The sequence below is a fragment of the Lacibacter sp. MH-610 genome (assembly GCF_045780045.1).
Lineage (GTDB): Bacteria > Bacteroidota > Bacteroidia > Chitinophagales > Chitinophagaceae > Lacibacter.
In genome coordinates this window covers 814,659-831,637 of the sequence record NZ_CP116002.1, presented here as the reverse complement: position 1 = coordinate 831,637, position 16,979 = coordinate 814,659, and the positions used below count along the sequence as shown (strand labels likewise).

General features: G+C 41.2%; 16 protein-coding genes. All 16 read right to left on the bottom strand.

Annotated elements, in window-relative coordinates:
• Positions 1–8 precede the first annotated feature (8 nt).
• From PDL71_RS03770 to PDL71_RS03695, 16 genes are read right to left on the bottom strand one after another with little or no spacing between them, the layout of a single operon-like run.
• Entirely contained in the window at positions 9–959 is a 951-nt protein-coding gene (locus PDL71_RS03770; protein ID WP_407525545.1) for a hypothetical protein, read from the bottom strand.
• Between the two features lie 5 nt (positions 960–964).
• Complete coding sequence (locus PDL71_RS03765) at positions 965–1,417, bottom strand: GNAT family N-acetyltransferase (RefSeq protein ID WP_407525542.1); 453 nt, start codon at positions 1,415–1,417, stop codon at positions 965–967.
• Entirely contained in the window at positions 1,408–1,806 is a 399-nt protein-coding gene (locus PDL71_RS03760) for a sugar 3,4-ketoisomerase (RefSeq protein ID WP_407525540.1), read from the bottom strand. The genes PDL71_RS03765 and PDL71_RS03760 overlap by 10 nt, the downstream gene beginning before the upstream one ends.
• A gap of 3 nt (positions 1,807–1,809) precedes the next feature.
• The gene (locus PDL71_RS03755) at positions 1,810–2,934 is read right to left on the bottom strand and encodes a glycosyltransferase (RefSeq protein ID WP_407525537.1); all 1,125 of its coding nucleotides are present in this window, start codon (positions 2,932–2,934) and stop codon (positions 1,810–1,812) included.
• 4 nt (positions 2,935–2,938) lie between these two features.
• Positions 2,939–4,045: a DegT/DnrJ/EryC1/StrS family aminotransferase gene (locus PDL71_RS03750; protein WP_407525534.1), complete on the bottom strand. Its 1,107-nt coding sequence runs from the start codon at positions 4,043–4,045 to the stop codon at positions 2,939–2,941.
• Positions 4,045–4,524, bottom strand: coding sequence for an acyltransferase (locus tag PDL71_RS03745; RefSeq protein WP_407525532.1), 480 nt, complete (start codon positions 4,522–4,524; stop codon positions 4,045–4,047). Before PDL71_RS03745 ends, PDL71_RS03750 begins: the two co-directional genes overlap by 1 nt.
• Positions 4,505–5,518 carry a Gfo/Idh/MocA family protein gene (locus PDL71_RS03740; protein ID WP_407525529.1) on the bottom strand — a complete coding sequence of 338 codons (1,014 nt, stop codon included), beginning with the start codon at positions 5,516–5,518 and terminating at the stop codon, positions 4,505–4,507. Before PDL71_RS03740 ends, PDL71_RS03745 begins: the two co-directional genes overlap by 20 nt.
• A complete protein-coding gene (gene asnB, locus PDL71_RS03735) occupies positions 5,519–7,438 on the bottom strand; it encodes an asparagine synthase (glutamine-hydrolyzing) (protein ID WP_407525527.1) in 1,920 nt (639 codons plus the stop codon).
• Between the two features lie 2 nt (positions 7,439–7,440).
• Positions 7,441–8,013 (bottom strand): acyltransferase, encoded by a 573-nt coding sequence (locus PDL71_RS03730; protein ID WP_407525525.1) that lies wholly within the window; start codon positions 8,011–8,013, stop codon positions 7,441–7,443.
• 8 nt (positions 8,014–8,021) lie between these two features.
• Complete coding sequence (locus PDL71_RS03725; protein WP_407525522.1) at positions 8,022–9,293, bottom strand: polysaccharide ABC transporter ATP-binding protein; 1,272 nt, start codon at positions 9,291–9,293, stop codon at positions 8,022–8,024.
• A gap of 29 nt (positions 9,294–9,322) precedes the next feature.
• Complete coding sequence (locus PDL71_RS03720) at positions 9,323–10,189, bottom strand: ABC transporter permease (protein ID WP_407525519.1); 867 nt, start codon at positions 10,187–10,189, stop codon at positions 9,323–9,325.
• Positions 10,190–10,195: 6 nt separating this feature from the next.
• Complete coding sequence (locus PDL71_RS03715; RefSeq protein WP_407525516.1) at positions 10,196–11,302, bottom strand: glycosyltransferase family 4 protein; 1,107 nt, start codon at positions 11,300–11,302, stop codon at positions 10,196–10,198.
• Complete coding sequence (gene asnB / locus PDL71_RS03710) at positions 11,289–13,085, bottom strand: asparagine synthase (glutamine-hydrolyzing) (RefSeq protein WP_407525513.1); 1,797 nt, start codon at positions 13,083–13,085, stop codon at positions 11,289–11,291. The genes PDL71_RS03715 and asnB (PDL71_RS03710) overlap by 14 nt, the downstream gene beginning before the upstream one ends.
• Before the next feature lie 2 nt (positions 13,086–13,087).
• Complete coding sequence (locus tag PDL71_RS03705) at positions 13,088–15,484, bottom strand: GumC family protein (protein WP_407525510.1); 2,397 nt, start codon at positions 15,482–15,484, stop codon at positions 13,088–13,090.
• Positions 15,485–15,487: 3 nt separating this feature from the next.
• Entirely contained in the window at positions 15,488–16,318 is an 831-nt protein-coding gene (locus tag PDL71_RS03700) for a polysaccharide biosynthesis/export family protein (RefSeq protein WP_407525507.1), read from the bottom strand.
• Positions 16,319–16,334: 16 nt separating this feature from the next.
• A complete protein-coding gene (locus PDL71_RS03695; protein ID WP_407525504.1) occupies positions 16,335–16,850 on the bottom strand; it encodes a transcription termination/antitermination protein NusG in 516 nt (171 codons plus the stop codon).
• Positions 16,851–16,979: the final 129 nt, after the last annotated feature.

Genomic DNA, 16,979 nt, shown 5'->3' with positions numbered 1-16,979 from the left:
TTATACGATCAAATTTTTTTTTCAAAACTAAGCTTGGGTGTAATGGTACAGCCAATACTTTCTTTAAACTCACACAACCCGTAATTAGGTACACTGTTTTCCGTAGAGATGCCGATATGAAGGTATTGGTCACCGGCCCGGCGATAGAACTCAGCAATGTAATGTGATAAAAAGTTCATCGGCTTTTGCGGCGTATAACCCGGACGATCACCCCAAAAAGGCACATAGCGGATACCTGCTGCTGCCTTGTACACAATTGCGCCGGCAATAGCTTCATCACCACGTTTCAGCAAAAAGAAATCAGTGGGTATAACAGATGCAGTGGAGCGGATCTCATCCCAACTCATGTTCATTGGTTTTCCCTTGCTGATTCTGTTTTCCCTGATTACTTCATAAATCGTTTGCTGTGCCGTTACATCCTCATTACAAACCGTTACTTCAAAGTCCTGCTGCTGACTGATGCGTAAATTCTTTTTGGCGTTGTACCAGAGCAACTCTTCGTAGGATGCACCGGCCTGCAACGGAATATAAAAATCCAGATCAAGATTACTGTTACGATATCCCATCCGGTACAATACATTGATTTGTTTGGCCAGAAAGGTTTCGTTATAAATCAAAGGAGGTAATATCAAACGGATGCCGCTACAGGATTTTGAAAGAGCAAACACTTCCAATTGCTGAACTGCTTTTTCTATAACAGCAATCTGAACATCCTGTTTTAAAAAGCTAAAACCGCCGAAAGGCGCTGAAAACGGTGAAAGTAATATACCACCACGTATACCGGCTGTAAGAGCAAGGCGGTACTTGGTATCTTTATAGAGTAAATAAAAAGCCTCTTCACATTTACTGCTGTTCAACTCTGTAAAAGCAGCCGCATTAAAAATATGATACGGATGCTGTATTACCTGTGCATAGGCATCTGCAGCAACTTCAATCCATTCGTCTTTCAACTCACTCATAAATTTTATGAAAGTGTTTTTTGCATCAACAGATGGGTTTCATCAGCCTGTGTTTGTACAAACCCGTTCTTTTCATAAAGCTGTATAGCTCTTTGATTGGTACGCAACACTTTTAATGTAAGCTGTTTCAACTGTAAGGAATATGCTTCAGCAATGGTACATTGCATCATAGCTGAACCTATCCCCTTTCCCCAATAATTTTTATCGCCGATATAACCCCAGTATTCACCGGTGTTACTCTTAATATTTTTAATACCGGTTACACCCACAGGCTTACCGTCATATAAAACACCCCAGATGCAATAATCCCTTCGCTGCGGCAACGTTTCAAACCAGCTTTGCTGTTGTTCTTTTGTAATAACCGGCGCATCTACCAGTTTGCACAACTCTTCATCCTGCAACCAATTCCAGGAAGCTTCCAGGAAAACAGTATCAAATGCACAAAGCGTTACTGCCATGATTTGAATAAGGAATAATCCCTGATGTAATCATCTTCACTGTACAGGTTGGAGGCAATCACCATCTGCACGGCGTTTTCAGAATACTGCATGGTGTGCCAGCAAAGCTTAGGCAGGTATAAACCCTTTGAGGGATGATCTAAAACAAAAGTATGTTTGTGGCCATCCTGCATTTCTGTTGTAACGGTGATAGTACCTGCAACAGCAACAAGCACCAACTCTTTATCGATATTGGCATGTCCACCACGGGTTACATCCTGCGGTGTATAATAAGTCCAGTAAACCCTTGCAATTTCAAAGGGAACATCTGAAAGCTGCTGTGCAACTGACAAATACCCGAGTGAAGCATCTCCGATAGGTGGAAAAGAAAGTATATACGGTTGGTTCATATATCAACTGATTTGTGCAACAATCTGCTGAAACTGCTGCCACTGTTGTTCTTTTGAATAGTGTGTACGCAGTGCAGCACTGCCGGCACCTGCTACCTGTTTACGTTCCTGTTCATGCTGCAACAGGTAGAGAATCTTTTCTTCCAGCTCTGCTACATCTTTGTATACGGAGAAATGGGCGCCTGCTTGCAATCCATCAGGATAAATACCTTCATCACTCAACATGTGTGCGCCACAACCCAATGCTTCAAAAATGCGCATGTTTACCCTGTAATCGCCCGCCATATCCACATGACAATTGAACACAATTTTTGCTTCGCCGATATGACGCAGCATATCAGCACCAAACAATGCAGGCGATGCATGTGCCGCTACCTTCCGGGGAGGAAACTGTAATACTTTAAATTTCTGATGCAAAGCCATCGGCAGCTTAAACGGCAAAAGATATTTGTATTTATAGTTTGCCATCAAAGCTAATACGAGGTTGAACCCATGTTTCTCCTGCAAACGTATCAACTCATCAATATAACCATTGCGTTTATCAAAATGGCTTTCGAGGTATTGTCCGAAGAACAGCACATCAATGGGGCGGTTCTCATTGTTTGTGTATTCATGAAACACCGGTGCATCACTTAACTGAAAGAAGTGACTGCGGAAACCACGCTTTGCATCAGGATCCACATCTGAAGGAAGATTGGTAAACCGGGTGTGATAAACGCTGAAATCAATATTATTTTTTTCAGGTGATGCAAACCAGCCAATCTTCACCATCCGTTCCGGCAGTTGTTTGATTTCTTCCGGTTTATATTGAATGGGTGATAAATTGTAAAACACATCACCCCCAAATTCTTCGATCTGGGCAAAAAGAATTTTTTTTAAATCTGTTTCGGCCCATCCTTTTTCTTTAGCCCACTGCAACTGAATGGGTTCATAATTCCACAACGTAAAAAAGCCTTTTCCCTTTGCCGGCTCTAAAACAGGCAACACCTGGTGTACGGCATTAAAGCCTTCTGTTATGAGCATTTGCTGCAGTTGTGCAAAACTGTATTGCTGCCTGCTGATCTGATGCTTCTGCTCCAGGTATTGATTAAATGCTGCAAACGTATGTGCCGATTGAAAAACCTTCATCTGATTAAATCAATTGTTTTACTTGTTCACTGATGTACGCAATGGTCTCCATTGTTAACTCTGCATACATGGGCAATGAAATAATTTTATCTTGAAACGAAGCAGCTACAGGAAACTGTTCTGAAGTATGTTGATAGTGTTGATAACAGGTAAGAAACGGTAGTGCCACCGGGTAATGTACCGCTGTTTCAATTCCTTTTTCTTTTAAGTGTTGTGCTAATTGATTGCGATCCGGTACCTGCACCACATATAAATGAAATACATGCGCACCTGAAGGGCTTACCTGCGGTGTAACAATAGAAGGATGCTGTAATAAAGAATTGAATTGTTGTGCATGCTGCTGCCGCAGTAAAGTCCATTGTTTTAAATGTGGAAGTTTAGCAGCAAGAACTGCGGCCTGCAATCCGTCCAAACGACTGTTGCGTCCTTCCATAATATGATTGTGCTTACCCTGTTGACCATGATTGGCAATCATACGACATACAGCAGCTATACGATCATCATTGGTAGCCATGGCACCTGCATCGCCATAAGCACCTAAATTTTTGCCGGGATAAAAACTGAAAGAAGATGCATGACCGATGGTGCCTACCATTTTACCATTGTAGAGAGCACCATGTGCCTGAGCACAATCTTCAATAACAATTAAATTATGAGTAGCAGCTAAGCTCATTATCGGATCCATATCAGCCGGCTGGCCATACAAATGCACAGGAATGATGGCTTTTGTACGGGAGGTGATGGCGGCTTCAATTTTAGAAGGATCAATCGTATAATAAACAGGATCAATATCTACAAACACGGGCCGTGCACCAACTGCGGATACCACTTCAGAAGTGGAAATCCAACTCATGGCGGGCACAATCACTTCGTCACCTGTACCAATGCCATAAGCCTTTAATAAAATTTCCAGTGAGTCAGTTCCGTTACCGCAACTCATTACATGTTTGATGCCGAGGTACTGAGAAAATGCCTGTTCAAATTGTTGTACAAAAGAATTGTTACCGCCAATGAAAGCCGTTTGTTCCATCACCTGCTGCATGGCAGCATCAATTTCTGAACGGATGGAATGATACTGGGCTTTTAAATCAACAAAAGGAATTTTATTCATCAGATAGATCTCAGTTTTTTAGCCGGGTTACCTGCATAAATGCCCGGTTCTGTAATATCTTTTGTAACAACAGCACCTGCACCAATCACCACATGATCACAAACAGATACCGGTAATATAGTTGCATTACTGCCGATAGAAACATGATTGCCGATGTGTGTTGCTTTCCACTTGCTTGCATCTCCACCTGCCGGGCCACCGGTTTGAAAGAGATCATTTACAAACATCACTCCATGACCAATGAAGCAATGATTTCCAATAGTAACCAGCTCACAGATAAAACTGTGTGATTGAATTTTACAATGAGTGCCGATGGATACATTTTTCTGAATCTCTGTAAACGGTCCGATAAATGTATGAGCACCGATACTGCATCCATAAAGATTAACCGGTTGTACAACGGTTACGTTTTCACCAAACTGAACGTTTATAATACCGGCCTGTTTGAGATTAGGTTGATTATTTAGAGGCTGCTGCATAAATTTTCTGAATGATCTCAACCGTTTTCAATCCTTCAAAAGCGCTCGTGGTAATACTTGCTCCTTTCTCCAGTACTTCAATCACATTATCATAAACCAGGTTATGATTGCTCATAGAACCTACATACGTACCATAATTGTTTGGCTTGTTGCCTTCCGGAAGATTTTCAATTTTCATTCCTTCAATTTGCTGGTACTCCAACTCGTTGAGGTATTGACCACCAATTTTTACTGTTCCTTTTTCTGCAAAAATCGTTAAAGAACCTTCCATGTTTTTTTCATAGCTGTTCACTGTATAGTTAATGGTTCCAATTGCTCCGTTGGCAAAGCGTAAGATCACAACACCTGTATCTTCAAATTCAATGCTGTTGGTATGCTCATAGTTGCCCATCATTGCCTGCACCTCTCCCACATCGCCTACCATCCAGTAAAGTAAATCAACAAAGTGACTGAACTGTGTGTACAAAGTGCCGCCGTCCAGGTCTTTGGTACCTTTCCATGAATTCGCATAATAAGCTTCATTCCTGTTCCAGAAACAGCTGAGCTGAATGCTGTTAATCTTTCCCAGCTTTCCGTCATCAATCAACTGCTTGACTGCTGCTACAGGTGGATTATAGCGGTTCTGTTTAATGGCAAATAAACGACGGTTGTTTTTTTCCGCAGCCTGTATCATACGTCCGCAGTCTGCAACGGTTAACGCCATCGGTTTTTCGCAAAGCACATGTACACCTGCATTGAGAGCAAGAATACTATGCTCCGCATGCAAACCATTAGGTGAACAAACAGACAGTACATCAAAGCTGTTACTGTCTTTCAATAAATCAGTAACAGAATAATATGCTTTTGCATTGTATTGCTGCGCCAGTGCATCGGCTTTTTCAGGAACAGTATCACAAACAGCAGTTAATTGTGCTTTGTTGTTGATATGTTCTGCATGACGCTGGGCAATGCGTCCGCAACCAATAATGGCAAATCGTAAAGGAGAAACTCCCATCTAATTATCAGATTGTTTAAATAATAAATGTGCGTTTAACACAGGCCAGAGACGGAAACTTGCTGCCTCTGTCCAGTTGTTTTGTTTGCAGGTACGCTCGGTAAAATCACGGATCACTTTACCGTTCCAGTAATCGCTGGTGAGGAAGGAAGCAGAATTTACTTCATCCAGCAATAATGTTTTTAATTCATTACGGTACCAGCTTTGCAGCGGCGCATTAAAACCGGTTTTGAGTTTGCGGGTGCGGATATTTTCCGGCAGGATACCTTTCATGGCTTCACGGAGAATGCGTTTGGCAAACCCACCACCCAACTTACTTTGCATGGGAAGCGAAAACACATAACGTACCAAACGGTAATCAAGGAAGGGCATCCGTATTTCAATACTGTTACGCATGGCACCACGATCGAAATTCCGCAGTACAGTAGGCAACACGGTATAATGAAAAGCCGTGTACAGCTGTGCTTCTGCCCGGTTAAAATGTTTGGGCACCGGCATGGAGGGTAAAGAAAGTGCTGAAGCATCAAATGGTTCAAACCATGCCGCTTCCTGCACGTTTGTTTGAAGCTTGCGTTTTACCCTGTTCCATTGCTTATGAATAAAAGAAGTTCCGTTATTGCTGAGCTCTTTTGCTTTTGCCTGTCGTTGATCAGGAGGCAGCATGGAGAGATAAGTATCAGTAAGATCATTAGTATAAGCAGCATCCTGTTGTGTATGTGCATATTGCAATGCCTGCAAAACATTAGCCGGGTAACCATACATCATTTCATCCACGCCGTGACCATCCATAGAAACAGTAATTCCTTTGGAACGCATGGCACCATATACACCATCTAAAATAAACAATGGTGTAGAGTACACCGTATCATAAGCTGTAATACTGCTGAGTAAACGATCCGTTAGATCTGCACCCGTAGTCATATCAAAAAATTCACCGGTGCCATGGGTGTGTTGCAATACCTGTTCTGCATACACACGCTCATCCTGTTCCGTTCCGGGAAATACCGCTACAAAAGCACGCTGCCAGTCGGCAGGCAGGCGATATAAATCTTTTTGTTTTGATACGAGATGATGAATCGTGCAATACACTGCTGAAGAATCAAGTCCGCCGCTGAGTGCTGAAGCAATACTCACATCGCTGCGCAGGCGAAGCTTGATGGCATCTTCAAACAGCGCAAGAAATTCTTTTGACTGGGTATCAAAATTTTCCGGTACATCTATCAATTCATCTGCTGTATTCCACCATTGCACAGTCTGGATTGTTCCATCAGGTTTGACTGTGAGATAGTGACCCGGACGCACCTGTTCAATTTGCTTGAAAATAGTTTTTCCTAATCCTTCAAGCCCCCATGGGTTTTGCAACAGATAACTGAGATGTGATGCTTCTGCCTCCCGCTGATAACCTTCCACATGTTTGAACTGATGTGTTTCTGAAGCAAATACCAATTGTTCTCCGGATTGATATAAATAATAAAGTGGTTTGATGCCAAAACGATCTCTTGCAAGCCATAATTCTTTTGTTTGTTCGTCCCACAAGGCAAATGCCCAGAAACCATTAAAGCGTTGCAAACAATCCTTGCCCCAGCAATGATAGGCTGCAAGCAATACCTCCGTATCAGAATCAGAATGAAAACTGTATCCTTTTTGTTTCAATTCTTCCCGCAGCTCAGCAAAGTTGAAAATTTCTCCATTGAAGATGAGTGTTAAACGGCCATCAGCATAATGCATGGGTTGTGCCCCTTGTTCACTCAGATCAAGAATGGACAAACGACGATGACCCAGACCTAAAAAGTTTTGCTGATGAATCCAGCAACCTTCACCATCAGGCCCACGATGAGCAATTACATCCGTAAGTGATTTGATCTCATGCGTTGTAACCTGCTTGGATGTAAACTGTATGATACCTGCAATGCCACACATACTTAAAGCTCTTTTAAAATACGGGCGGGCACACCGCCGATAACTACGTTAGAAGGAAATGATTTTGTAACCACGCTGTTGGCACCTACTGTGACATTATCTCCCAACTCAACTCCTGCAAGAATAGTAACTCCATTGCCGATCCAGCAATTCTTACCAATTTTTACAGACCTGGTGTGATAAACACTCCGGTCATACAAATCATGATTCCCCGTTTGGATACACACATTAAAAGCCCAGATTGTTTTTTCACCTATTTCAAGTGTTGTGCCTTTGAAAATTGCAAAATAACAGCCGCCACTCACTGCAAAACTGGTTTTAATGCTTTCATCATTTTCCGGAAGAATAATATTTTCAAATCCTTCTATGGAATTGGTATAGTAAACAGAGAATGGAACCTTACCGTTGATGCCAAACAAACGCTGATGAATAAAATTCATCCACAGAATACCTGTCGGAATTTTTTTATAGTAAGAACGCTTCAGCAGTTTGTCAAAATAAAATGAACTGATTGCTGCGGGTATTGCTTTGAGCTGACGCTTTATAAAACGAAGACCACGTGTTATCATGAACATTGAATAAATTAAGATGCAACGATTACCTCAAAGTCAGTATAAAAACCATCATACTCACTGTGATAAGCAATTCCTGTTTCAAAGAAATTACCCACCTCTACCTGGAAGGTTTTTCCTTCTTCCAGGAAATCCTGGTCAATACCATCTTTACGGATAGCCAGATTCATGGTATATAAACCGGTGTGCAGCGGGAGCTTTGGAACCCGTATAATCACCTTGCCTGTATTGCTTGTTAAGCGTATCTGCTGCTGCTTGTACACATTAGTTGCCATGAACATGGGACGCTCAAATGCATTCCACACACCCAGTGCAAATTCATAAGAAGCATTGGGATCAATGTGAGCGGCTTCATAAGAAAACACGATGTCAAGTTGTGAGCCGGATGCAATCAAACCGGATTCGTGAGCAGAAATTAATTCGAGGTCAGCAATTTTTATTTCGCCTGCACCAAACCGTTTGTCTGTATTTAAACCTGCTGTTAATGATTTGCCTGTAAGCTGGTACGTATTCAGTACTTTATCTACTTTATCAAAAATCTGCACTTTACCGTTTTGTAATAATAAACCGGTATTACAAAGGCTGTTAATAGCGCTGAGGTTATGACTTACAAACAACACCGTTCGGCCCTCTTTATTACTTACATCCTTCATTTTACCGAGTGCTTTTTTCTGAAATTCAGAATCACCTACCGCAAGCACTTCATCCACCACGAGTATTTCAGGCTCTAAATGTGCCGCCACAGCAAAGGCCAAACGAACATACATACCACTGCTGTATCGTTTTACCGGGGTATCAATGTAACGCTCCACTCCTGCAAAATCTACAATCTCATCAAACTTTCGTTTGATTTCATTTTTGGTCATCCCAAGTATAGCGCCATTCAGAAAGATGTTTTCCCGTCCGGTTAATTCAGGATGAAAACCGGTGCCCACTTCCAGCAAACTGGCTACACGTCCTTTAATTCTTACTGAACCTGTAGTAGGCGCTGTTGTACGGCTCAATATTTTCAGTAGTGTTGATTTACCGGCTCCGTTACGACCGATAACACCTAACACATCGCCATGTTTTACTTCAAAGTTGATATCCTGCAAAGCCCATACATATTCACTTGTTCCTTTATTGGTACGGTCGTTTTCTTCGCCCACTTTCAGATAAGGATCTTCTTTACCACGAACACGGTGCCACCAGCGGTTAAGATCATGTGTAAGTGTTCCGGTACTTACCTGCCCCAGGCGGTATTGTTTGGAAAGACCTTCTACTTTGATTACTGTGTTACTCATTCAATAAAAATTAAGTCGGCTGTCTTTTGTTAAACAGTATCCATGAAAGAACGTTCCACCCTGTTAAAATAAACAATTCCAAAGAGCAGCACCACAATCATAAAACCGGCGCTATAAGCCAGTGATGCTATTTCAAAACTGCCTGTATGAAACAACGCATAACGGAATCCTTCTACCACTGCACTTAACGGATTCCATTGTATAAGCGGGGCAAATGATTTGTTTTGTAAATAAGAAAGCGGATAAGCTACCGGTGTTGCATACATTAATAACTGCACTGCAAAGCTGATGAGTATGGTAAAGTCACGGTACTTGGTAGTAAGTGATGAAATGATGATACCTGTTCCCAGGCCGATACCGGCCATTAACAACATAAGTACAGGTATGAGCAACCATTGCCATCCAAACACAATGGGTACTCCTTTAAAAACAGCAAACCAGATCATCGCCAGTAATAAGATGCCCATCTGTATGGCAAACTTTACCATATTGGAAATAACGATTGATAAAGGCAATACAAGTCTCGGGAAAAATACCTTACCAAAAATATGTGCATTAGCTACAAAGGTGTTAGACGTTGCAGTTAAGCAGGTAGCGAAATAATTCCAGATGGTGATGCCACTCATATAGAAGAGTATGGGCTCAATTCCATCAGTAGGAATGTTGGCAATCTTACCAAACACCAGTAAAAACATGATGGTGGTAAGAATTGGCTGAATGATGTGCCAGAGCGGACCTAATATGGTTTGTTTGTACTGGGCAACAAAATCACGCCGTACAAACAGGAACATAAGATCACGGTAGCTCCATACTTCCTTTAAATTAAGGTTGAACAAAGAAGCCTTGGGTTTTATTTCAAGATCCCAATGATCCGTTGTATCGTTATAATGATTCATAAAAAATTATGCAGCGAGTACTTTATGTAACTGTTCCCTGAATTTTGGAAACGCAAAATATTCCAGCATTTGCTGTTGTACCTGCAACGGATTACTTGGTTGCTGTAATCTTGTTTGCAAAGCCTGCAACAGTTCGTCTTCATCATCAGGGTTTATAAGTGTTCCCAGTTTTCCAAACTGCAATGCTTCTGTACTTCCATCTTTATTACCGGCAATTACCGGTAAACCACAGGCCATCGCTTCCAGGTACACAATTCCAAAACCTTCACCTTTACTGGGCATCACAAAAACATCTGCCAGTTGATAATGATCGGTTACTTCTTCATCAGCAATAAAACCGGTGAGTATTACATGTTGCTGTAACCCCAGTTCATTGATCAGACTTTTAACAGCAAATAATTCTTTCTCATCTGCACTGCCGGCAAGAATGTATTTAAACTGATACCCCTCTTGAAGAAGCCGGGGCAGCACACGGATTACTTTATCATACCCTTTGTACCCTTCATTACTACGCAGCCTTGTAAGCGTAAATAATACCTTTTCATTTTCCTGCACCCGGTAGCGTTCTTTCAGATAAGAAGGTTTTTGAAACTGTGCAGGCAGTTCAAAAAAAGGATCGAGTGTGTTAGGAAAAACAATCACTTTCTCTTCCGGTAATCCCTGAAGTGTAATAAGTTGTTGTTTGGTGTAGTTGCTTACCGCCAAAATACGATCTGCAGCAAGCAATGCTTTTTTCTGAATTCCTTTCACCTCCTGAAACACTTCAATACCATGACAGATGAGTGTGAGCCTTTTTGAAGGCCTCAGCCATTTAAATAAAACACCCATTACCGAAAGATTCATATGCCCGAGAATCAATTCATCCGTTGAAAAAAAACGCAACAGGTTACGGATGATAAAGCGAATTCTGTTTCCATAAAACGGATAAAATTTTTCTTTTGGCAGATACCGGTCATCGCTACCGGAATCATACATACCTGCAGCACTCCACTCTATAGCAAGCTGCTGTCCGGTTTCGTCCATTGCTTTAAAAAAAGCACGGTTGAATTTTTCAATACCTCCTGTACTGGAAAAAGAAGTAAGCACCAAACTTAAAATTCTACGATGCGGCATGCACAGATTTAGTACTGAATCGGGTCATCAAAAGTGCACACCAATAACGGCCCCATGATAATTTACCGTTGGTGAAATTTTTATACAGCCGTTCTTCTTCAGTTGAATGAGGCTTGCTGTATTCATTTTCTTTTAACCAGCGTTCAAATGGAAATGTAAAGCCCTGTTTTTTCCGTTTCCAGATTTCAACAGGCAATTCTTTTTCAAATGCTTTTACCAACAGGTATTTGGGCATTGTATTTTTAAACTTAATGGAAGAATGGATGCTACCCGCCATCATCATTACTTCCTTATCAAGAAACGGTACTCTTATTTCAAGTGAATGCCACATGCTCATATAATCAGAATCCTTCAGCAACTGATTCTGCATATAGAAGTTGGTTTCAATCCAGCTGATGCGATTACCATCTTCCAATCCGTTGAGCTTATAATTTTTACTGATGGATTCCAATGTTCGTTCTACTTCTCCCTGCGGCATATGAAGAATTGAAGCTGTTGCATTGGATGTAAATATGCCACGGTATAAAAGATATTCAGCCGCTGCGTGCTGCCATCCTGCATAGCTCAGTTTTTTCATACGCTGGTTCGGCAGGTGTTGCAAACCACGAAGCATACGGTCAGGGATATGCTGTACCAGTTTCATTTTCTTTTGTTGCTGAAAAGAAGGGTATCCGCCAAACAATTCATCTGCACCCACACCTGAAAGCACCGCTTTTAGTCCATAAGCCCTCGCATATTTAGAAATAAAATAAGTATTGATACCATCAATACTGGGCTGATCCATTGCTGCAATAGCATCTTCAATATGCTTATTAAAAATTTCTTTTGTTACCAGGAAGGATTGATGCTTTGCATTTGTTTTTTGAATGATGAGTTGCTGGTACTTTTCTTCTGAAAATTCTTTTTCGTTGAATACAATCGAAAGCGTATGAAGATTATCCCGTTGTGAATGTGCTGCCAGCAGGGTTAAAAGACTGGAGTCAATACCACCGCTGAGAAACAAACCGATAGGTGCATCGGATATGAGATGACGTTCAACAGATTGTTCCAGTGTTTCACGCATCAACTGCAATGCGTCGCCTTCATTTTTTAAATCACCTTTAAACTTCCATTTAAAAAAATGATGCTTCCTTGTGTTGAGAGAAGGCAGGTCAATTACCAATGCTGAACCTTTGGGCAAAGGAATCACTTTGTGCAAAGTGGTGATGGGCTCGGGCAAATGACCAAATGAAAGAAATGCCGCCTTCCAGTGCGGATGCTCTTCAAATATTTTTCCCGAATGTGCAAAAGCTCTTATTTCTGAAGCAAAATATAAAACACCTTCTTCCAGGTAATAGTATAAAGGTTTGATGCCGGCATGATCTCTTGCAAGTACAAGTTGCTTTTTACGATCGTCCCACAGGGCAATAGCAAACATGCCGTTAAAAAATTCAAATGACTCCACTCCCCAATGTGCATAGGCTTTTAATATTACCTCGGTATCACTTTCTGTTTGAAACTGAAACCCGTGATGCTGCAAGGTGGAGCGAAGTTCTTTGTAATTATAAATTTCACCGTTAAATACAACGGTTAATCCTGCATCTTTAAAATGCATGGGCTGATGCCCGTTAGGCGACAGATCAATTAACGAAAGACGCCGGTGACCAAATGCCAACGGAAGTTCCGGATGCAGAAAAACACCTTCGTCATCAGGACCTCCGTGCTGCATAGCATCACGCATGGCTGCAATACGCTGCGGCAGGAATGTTTCTTTAGGATTATATATACCGGCTATGCGGCACATGATTATTTAAGCCCGATGAATTTTAAAACCTGTATATACCATTTGTTACGTGTCTTATCCGTATCATAATATCCATAACCGTAACCATATCCATAACCGTAACCGTAACCATATCCACCATAACCGTAGTAACTGTTATAGCCTTCCACTTTAATATCATTCACCATAATGGCGGCGTTCGGGAATTTTTTCTGTTGATACAATTCTTCCAGCAGTTGTAATTGCTTTTTATAAGTGTAGCGTTGGCGCACCACAAACAAACTGGCATCCACAAAATTGGCAAGCGTAAGAGCATCACTCACCAGTCCAACAGGGGCGGTATCCACCACAATTACATCAAAAGCGTCTTTGAGATATTCAAACATCTCTTTAATCTTCGGATCAAGTAACATCTCTGATGGATTAGGAGGAGTAGGTCCGCAACCAATCACATAAAGGTTATCTGTTTCAGGAACTTTTACCGGAAGTTCTTCCACACTAACTTTACCTACTACAAAATGTGTAATACCTACTGTACGCTGCAAGCCCAATCCACTCAATACTTTTGGTTTGCGTAAGTCAAATTCAAGTAACACCGTTTTTTTACCGGTTAATGCAATGGATGCAGCAAGGTTAGTAGCAGCAAACGATTTACCCTCACCACTGAATGATGAAGTGATGAGAAAAGCAGGTGTACGATCCCTTTTCAAAAGGAATTGAAGATTGGATCGGATGATACGGAACTGTTCTGCAAGAATGATCCGGCTGTTTTTTAATACCACCAATGTTTGCGGTTTGTCATTATGACCCAGTTCCCCGATCACCGGCATCTTGGTATTTTTAATGATGTCGTTTTTGGTGGTTACTTTATCATTCATCAGATCCCTGATGAAGATGATGATTACCGGAATGAGCAGGCCAAAGAAAATAGCCAACATGTATGCATTCTTGCGTTTGGGCAAAATGGGAATGTAGCCACCCTCCGCTTCAGAAAATATTTTTGCGTTGGAAACAATAGACGAAAGTTGAATACCTGTTTCTTCACGTTTTTGCAACAGGAAGTTATACAGTTCGTTTTTGATTGCCTGCTGCCGTTTGATTTCACGGATCTGGCTTTCTTTTTCAGGGAGCGAAAACATTTCTCCTTTGCTCACACGATTCTTCTTTTCGAGTTCTGTTTTTGATACAACGTAGAGTTCCCGGATGTTTTTAAGCGTTTCAATAATACCCTGTCTTGTTTTTTCAATATTGAACTCAATTTCTTTTACTACAGGATTGGTTTCCTTATTGTTTAATAATTCATTATCCCTTCTAATGATGAGGTTATTATATTCACTTATAAGTTTGGTTAAAACAGGATCATCAATACCCAGGTTAGTGGGAGTGAGATTATAGATATTCTTTTTGTCTTTAATATAATCGTCTAAAAGTTCAATTACTTTCAATTGCAGTTCCTGCTTTCTCAATTCTTCTTCTGTAGCGCTGATGTCTTCGAGATACATTTTTGACTGCTCTTCCATGTCCAGGAACTGTGTACGCTTTCTGAAATCCTGTAGATTGCCTTCCACTGTTCCCAGTTCATTTTCCAAACGGCCTAAACGTTCATTAATAAATGCAAGAGAATTTTTAGAGATACGGCTTTTATCATATACGTTATAATCACCATACTCCTTCATGATCTGGTTCAGAATTACTTTTCCTTTATCCGGATTGAGTGTATTGAGTGCAAAGGATAACACACTGGAGTTACGGCTCTTTTGCGAAATCATTAATCGGCCGCTGATTTCACCTGCTATCGCTTTTGAAGGAGCCCATGTATAAGTAAACTTCCTGCCACCATCAAACTCGGGATTGGTTATTTTGGGAACAATGCGGAAGGTGGAACCATTCAGCTCTATATTACTGTAAAAAGGTCTGGGTTTGGTTTCTTTGTTAAGCAGAAAAGATTTTTCATTCAGAATCTGAAGAGAGAAAGAATAATAACCGGAGCTGTCTGCAATATTGATCACTTCTGCTTCAAAGGGAATGCCCTGGTACACTTCACTGCTTCTTACTTTTCCATGTTCAATGTACTTATTGTTGAGGTGCAATGTATCAACCACCCTGCTCAGGAATTCTTTTGACTTCATCAGCTCAATTTCATCTTCCATATTGATTTTGTCAATCGGGTTAAAGATGCTGCTGAACTTATCATTGCTTTTGATATTGGCTGCATTCTCCACTTTAATAATCATGCTGGCCCCCACACTATAAACAGGTGTGGCCCAACGCAGGTAAGCCCATGCCGTTATAAGGGCAGCGCCCAATGCAAAAAAGAACAATGGTAAATTAGAGATATACTTGAACAGGATTTCTTTAAAGGAAAGCAGTTTGCTCTCGCCTTCACCTGTAAATAGTTGTTCGTTGCCGTTTTGATTCATGGATTATAGACGTGTAAGTATGAGAACAATGAGGTTAAGAACTCCAAATCCGAGACCCATATACTGTGTAATTCGGTTGGCACCCTGGTCTGCAGCCAAGAGTTGGCGCTTAGAGGGGCTAACATAAATCACATCGTTTTGTTTCAGGTAATAATTGGGAGAGTTTAAGAATTCTCCATTGGTGAGATCAATAAATTGCCAGATACGCTCACCGTTCTGTTCACGCATCAGCAATACTTTTTTCAAATCTCCGCCGGGTGCAATACCACCTACTTCGCCAAGTGCCTGTAAAAAGTTGATCCGCTCTGATTCAAAAGTTACTCTTCCCGGATTACCCACTGCTCCCAGAAAAGTAACAGTGAAGTTCATGTAACGGATATTTACAATAGGATCTTCTTTCAGGTATTCAGATGCTCTTTTGATGATTTCTTTTTCCAGTTGTTGCTTGGTCATACCATCAGCCTTAATAATTCCCAGCAACGGAAGTTTTATTTCACCGCTGGTAATATCCACCAGGTAACCTGCTGAACCGGGAGTTGTTGCAGTTCCACCACCGGAAGCAACTCCAGAAATATTGGTAGAATAGTTTTGAGCAAACAACTGGTTAGAGGAAGAACTGCGTGATGAAATGGTAATCTGCAACACATCCCCTTTCTGGATTACCGGTTCTACAAGCATGTATTGTTTAAGCTTAGCTGTATCAAGCCCTTCATTAAAATAAACCAGTTCTTTCCGGAGTTTTTCAGCTGATACGCAGGAACTGAACAAAGCTGCAAGCAGCCATACAGCCGGCAAGGCCCGGTACCTGAGCGTTTTGGTTAAGAATCGAATCATTATTACAATTTAACGGTTATAAAGCCTTTTTATTGGGAAGGGGTTCCAGATTGGATTTTTCAAAAGTAGCGGTTAGCTGGTAGCCGAGGCTTTCCAGTAATACAAAAACTTTGTTATTGATAATTTTTATTATCGAACCTTCCGTATCCATCAGCACTCCTGTTTTAACACGTACCTGTTCACCTTGTTTCAGATCAACAGGTATTGCCTGCACTCCTGTGTACTCTTTTAAAAATTTCCGGATAACATCAATTTCATCTTCTTTGATCTGTGCCGGTTTGCCTAACCAATATACAAAGTTTACCACCCCGTCAGTTAAGCGAACCCTTGATTTTTCTTCTTCCGTAATTTTTACAAACACATACGATTTGAATAAAGGTTCTTCAATGGTTTTGTAGCGATCGCTCCAGCGTCTGCGTACTTTGGTGAGCGGACAGTAATATTCCAAACCTTTCTTTTCAAAAAGACCGCTCACCTTTTTTTCCCAGCGGGGATTGGTGTAAACTGCGTACCATTTTTTTGCTTCGGTCATATCAGGCAAAAGCTTCGCCACCTCAGTCACATCTAAAAAAAACTGAGTCTCCTTTTCAGAAATCTTCAAAAAAAAGGGGCAAACATGCCTTTAAGGCCTGCCCACCCTTTTAACTATTTTAAATGCCTT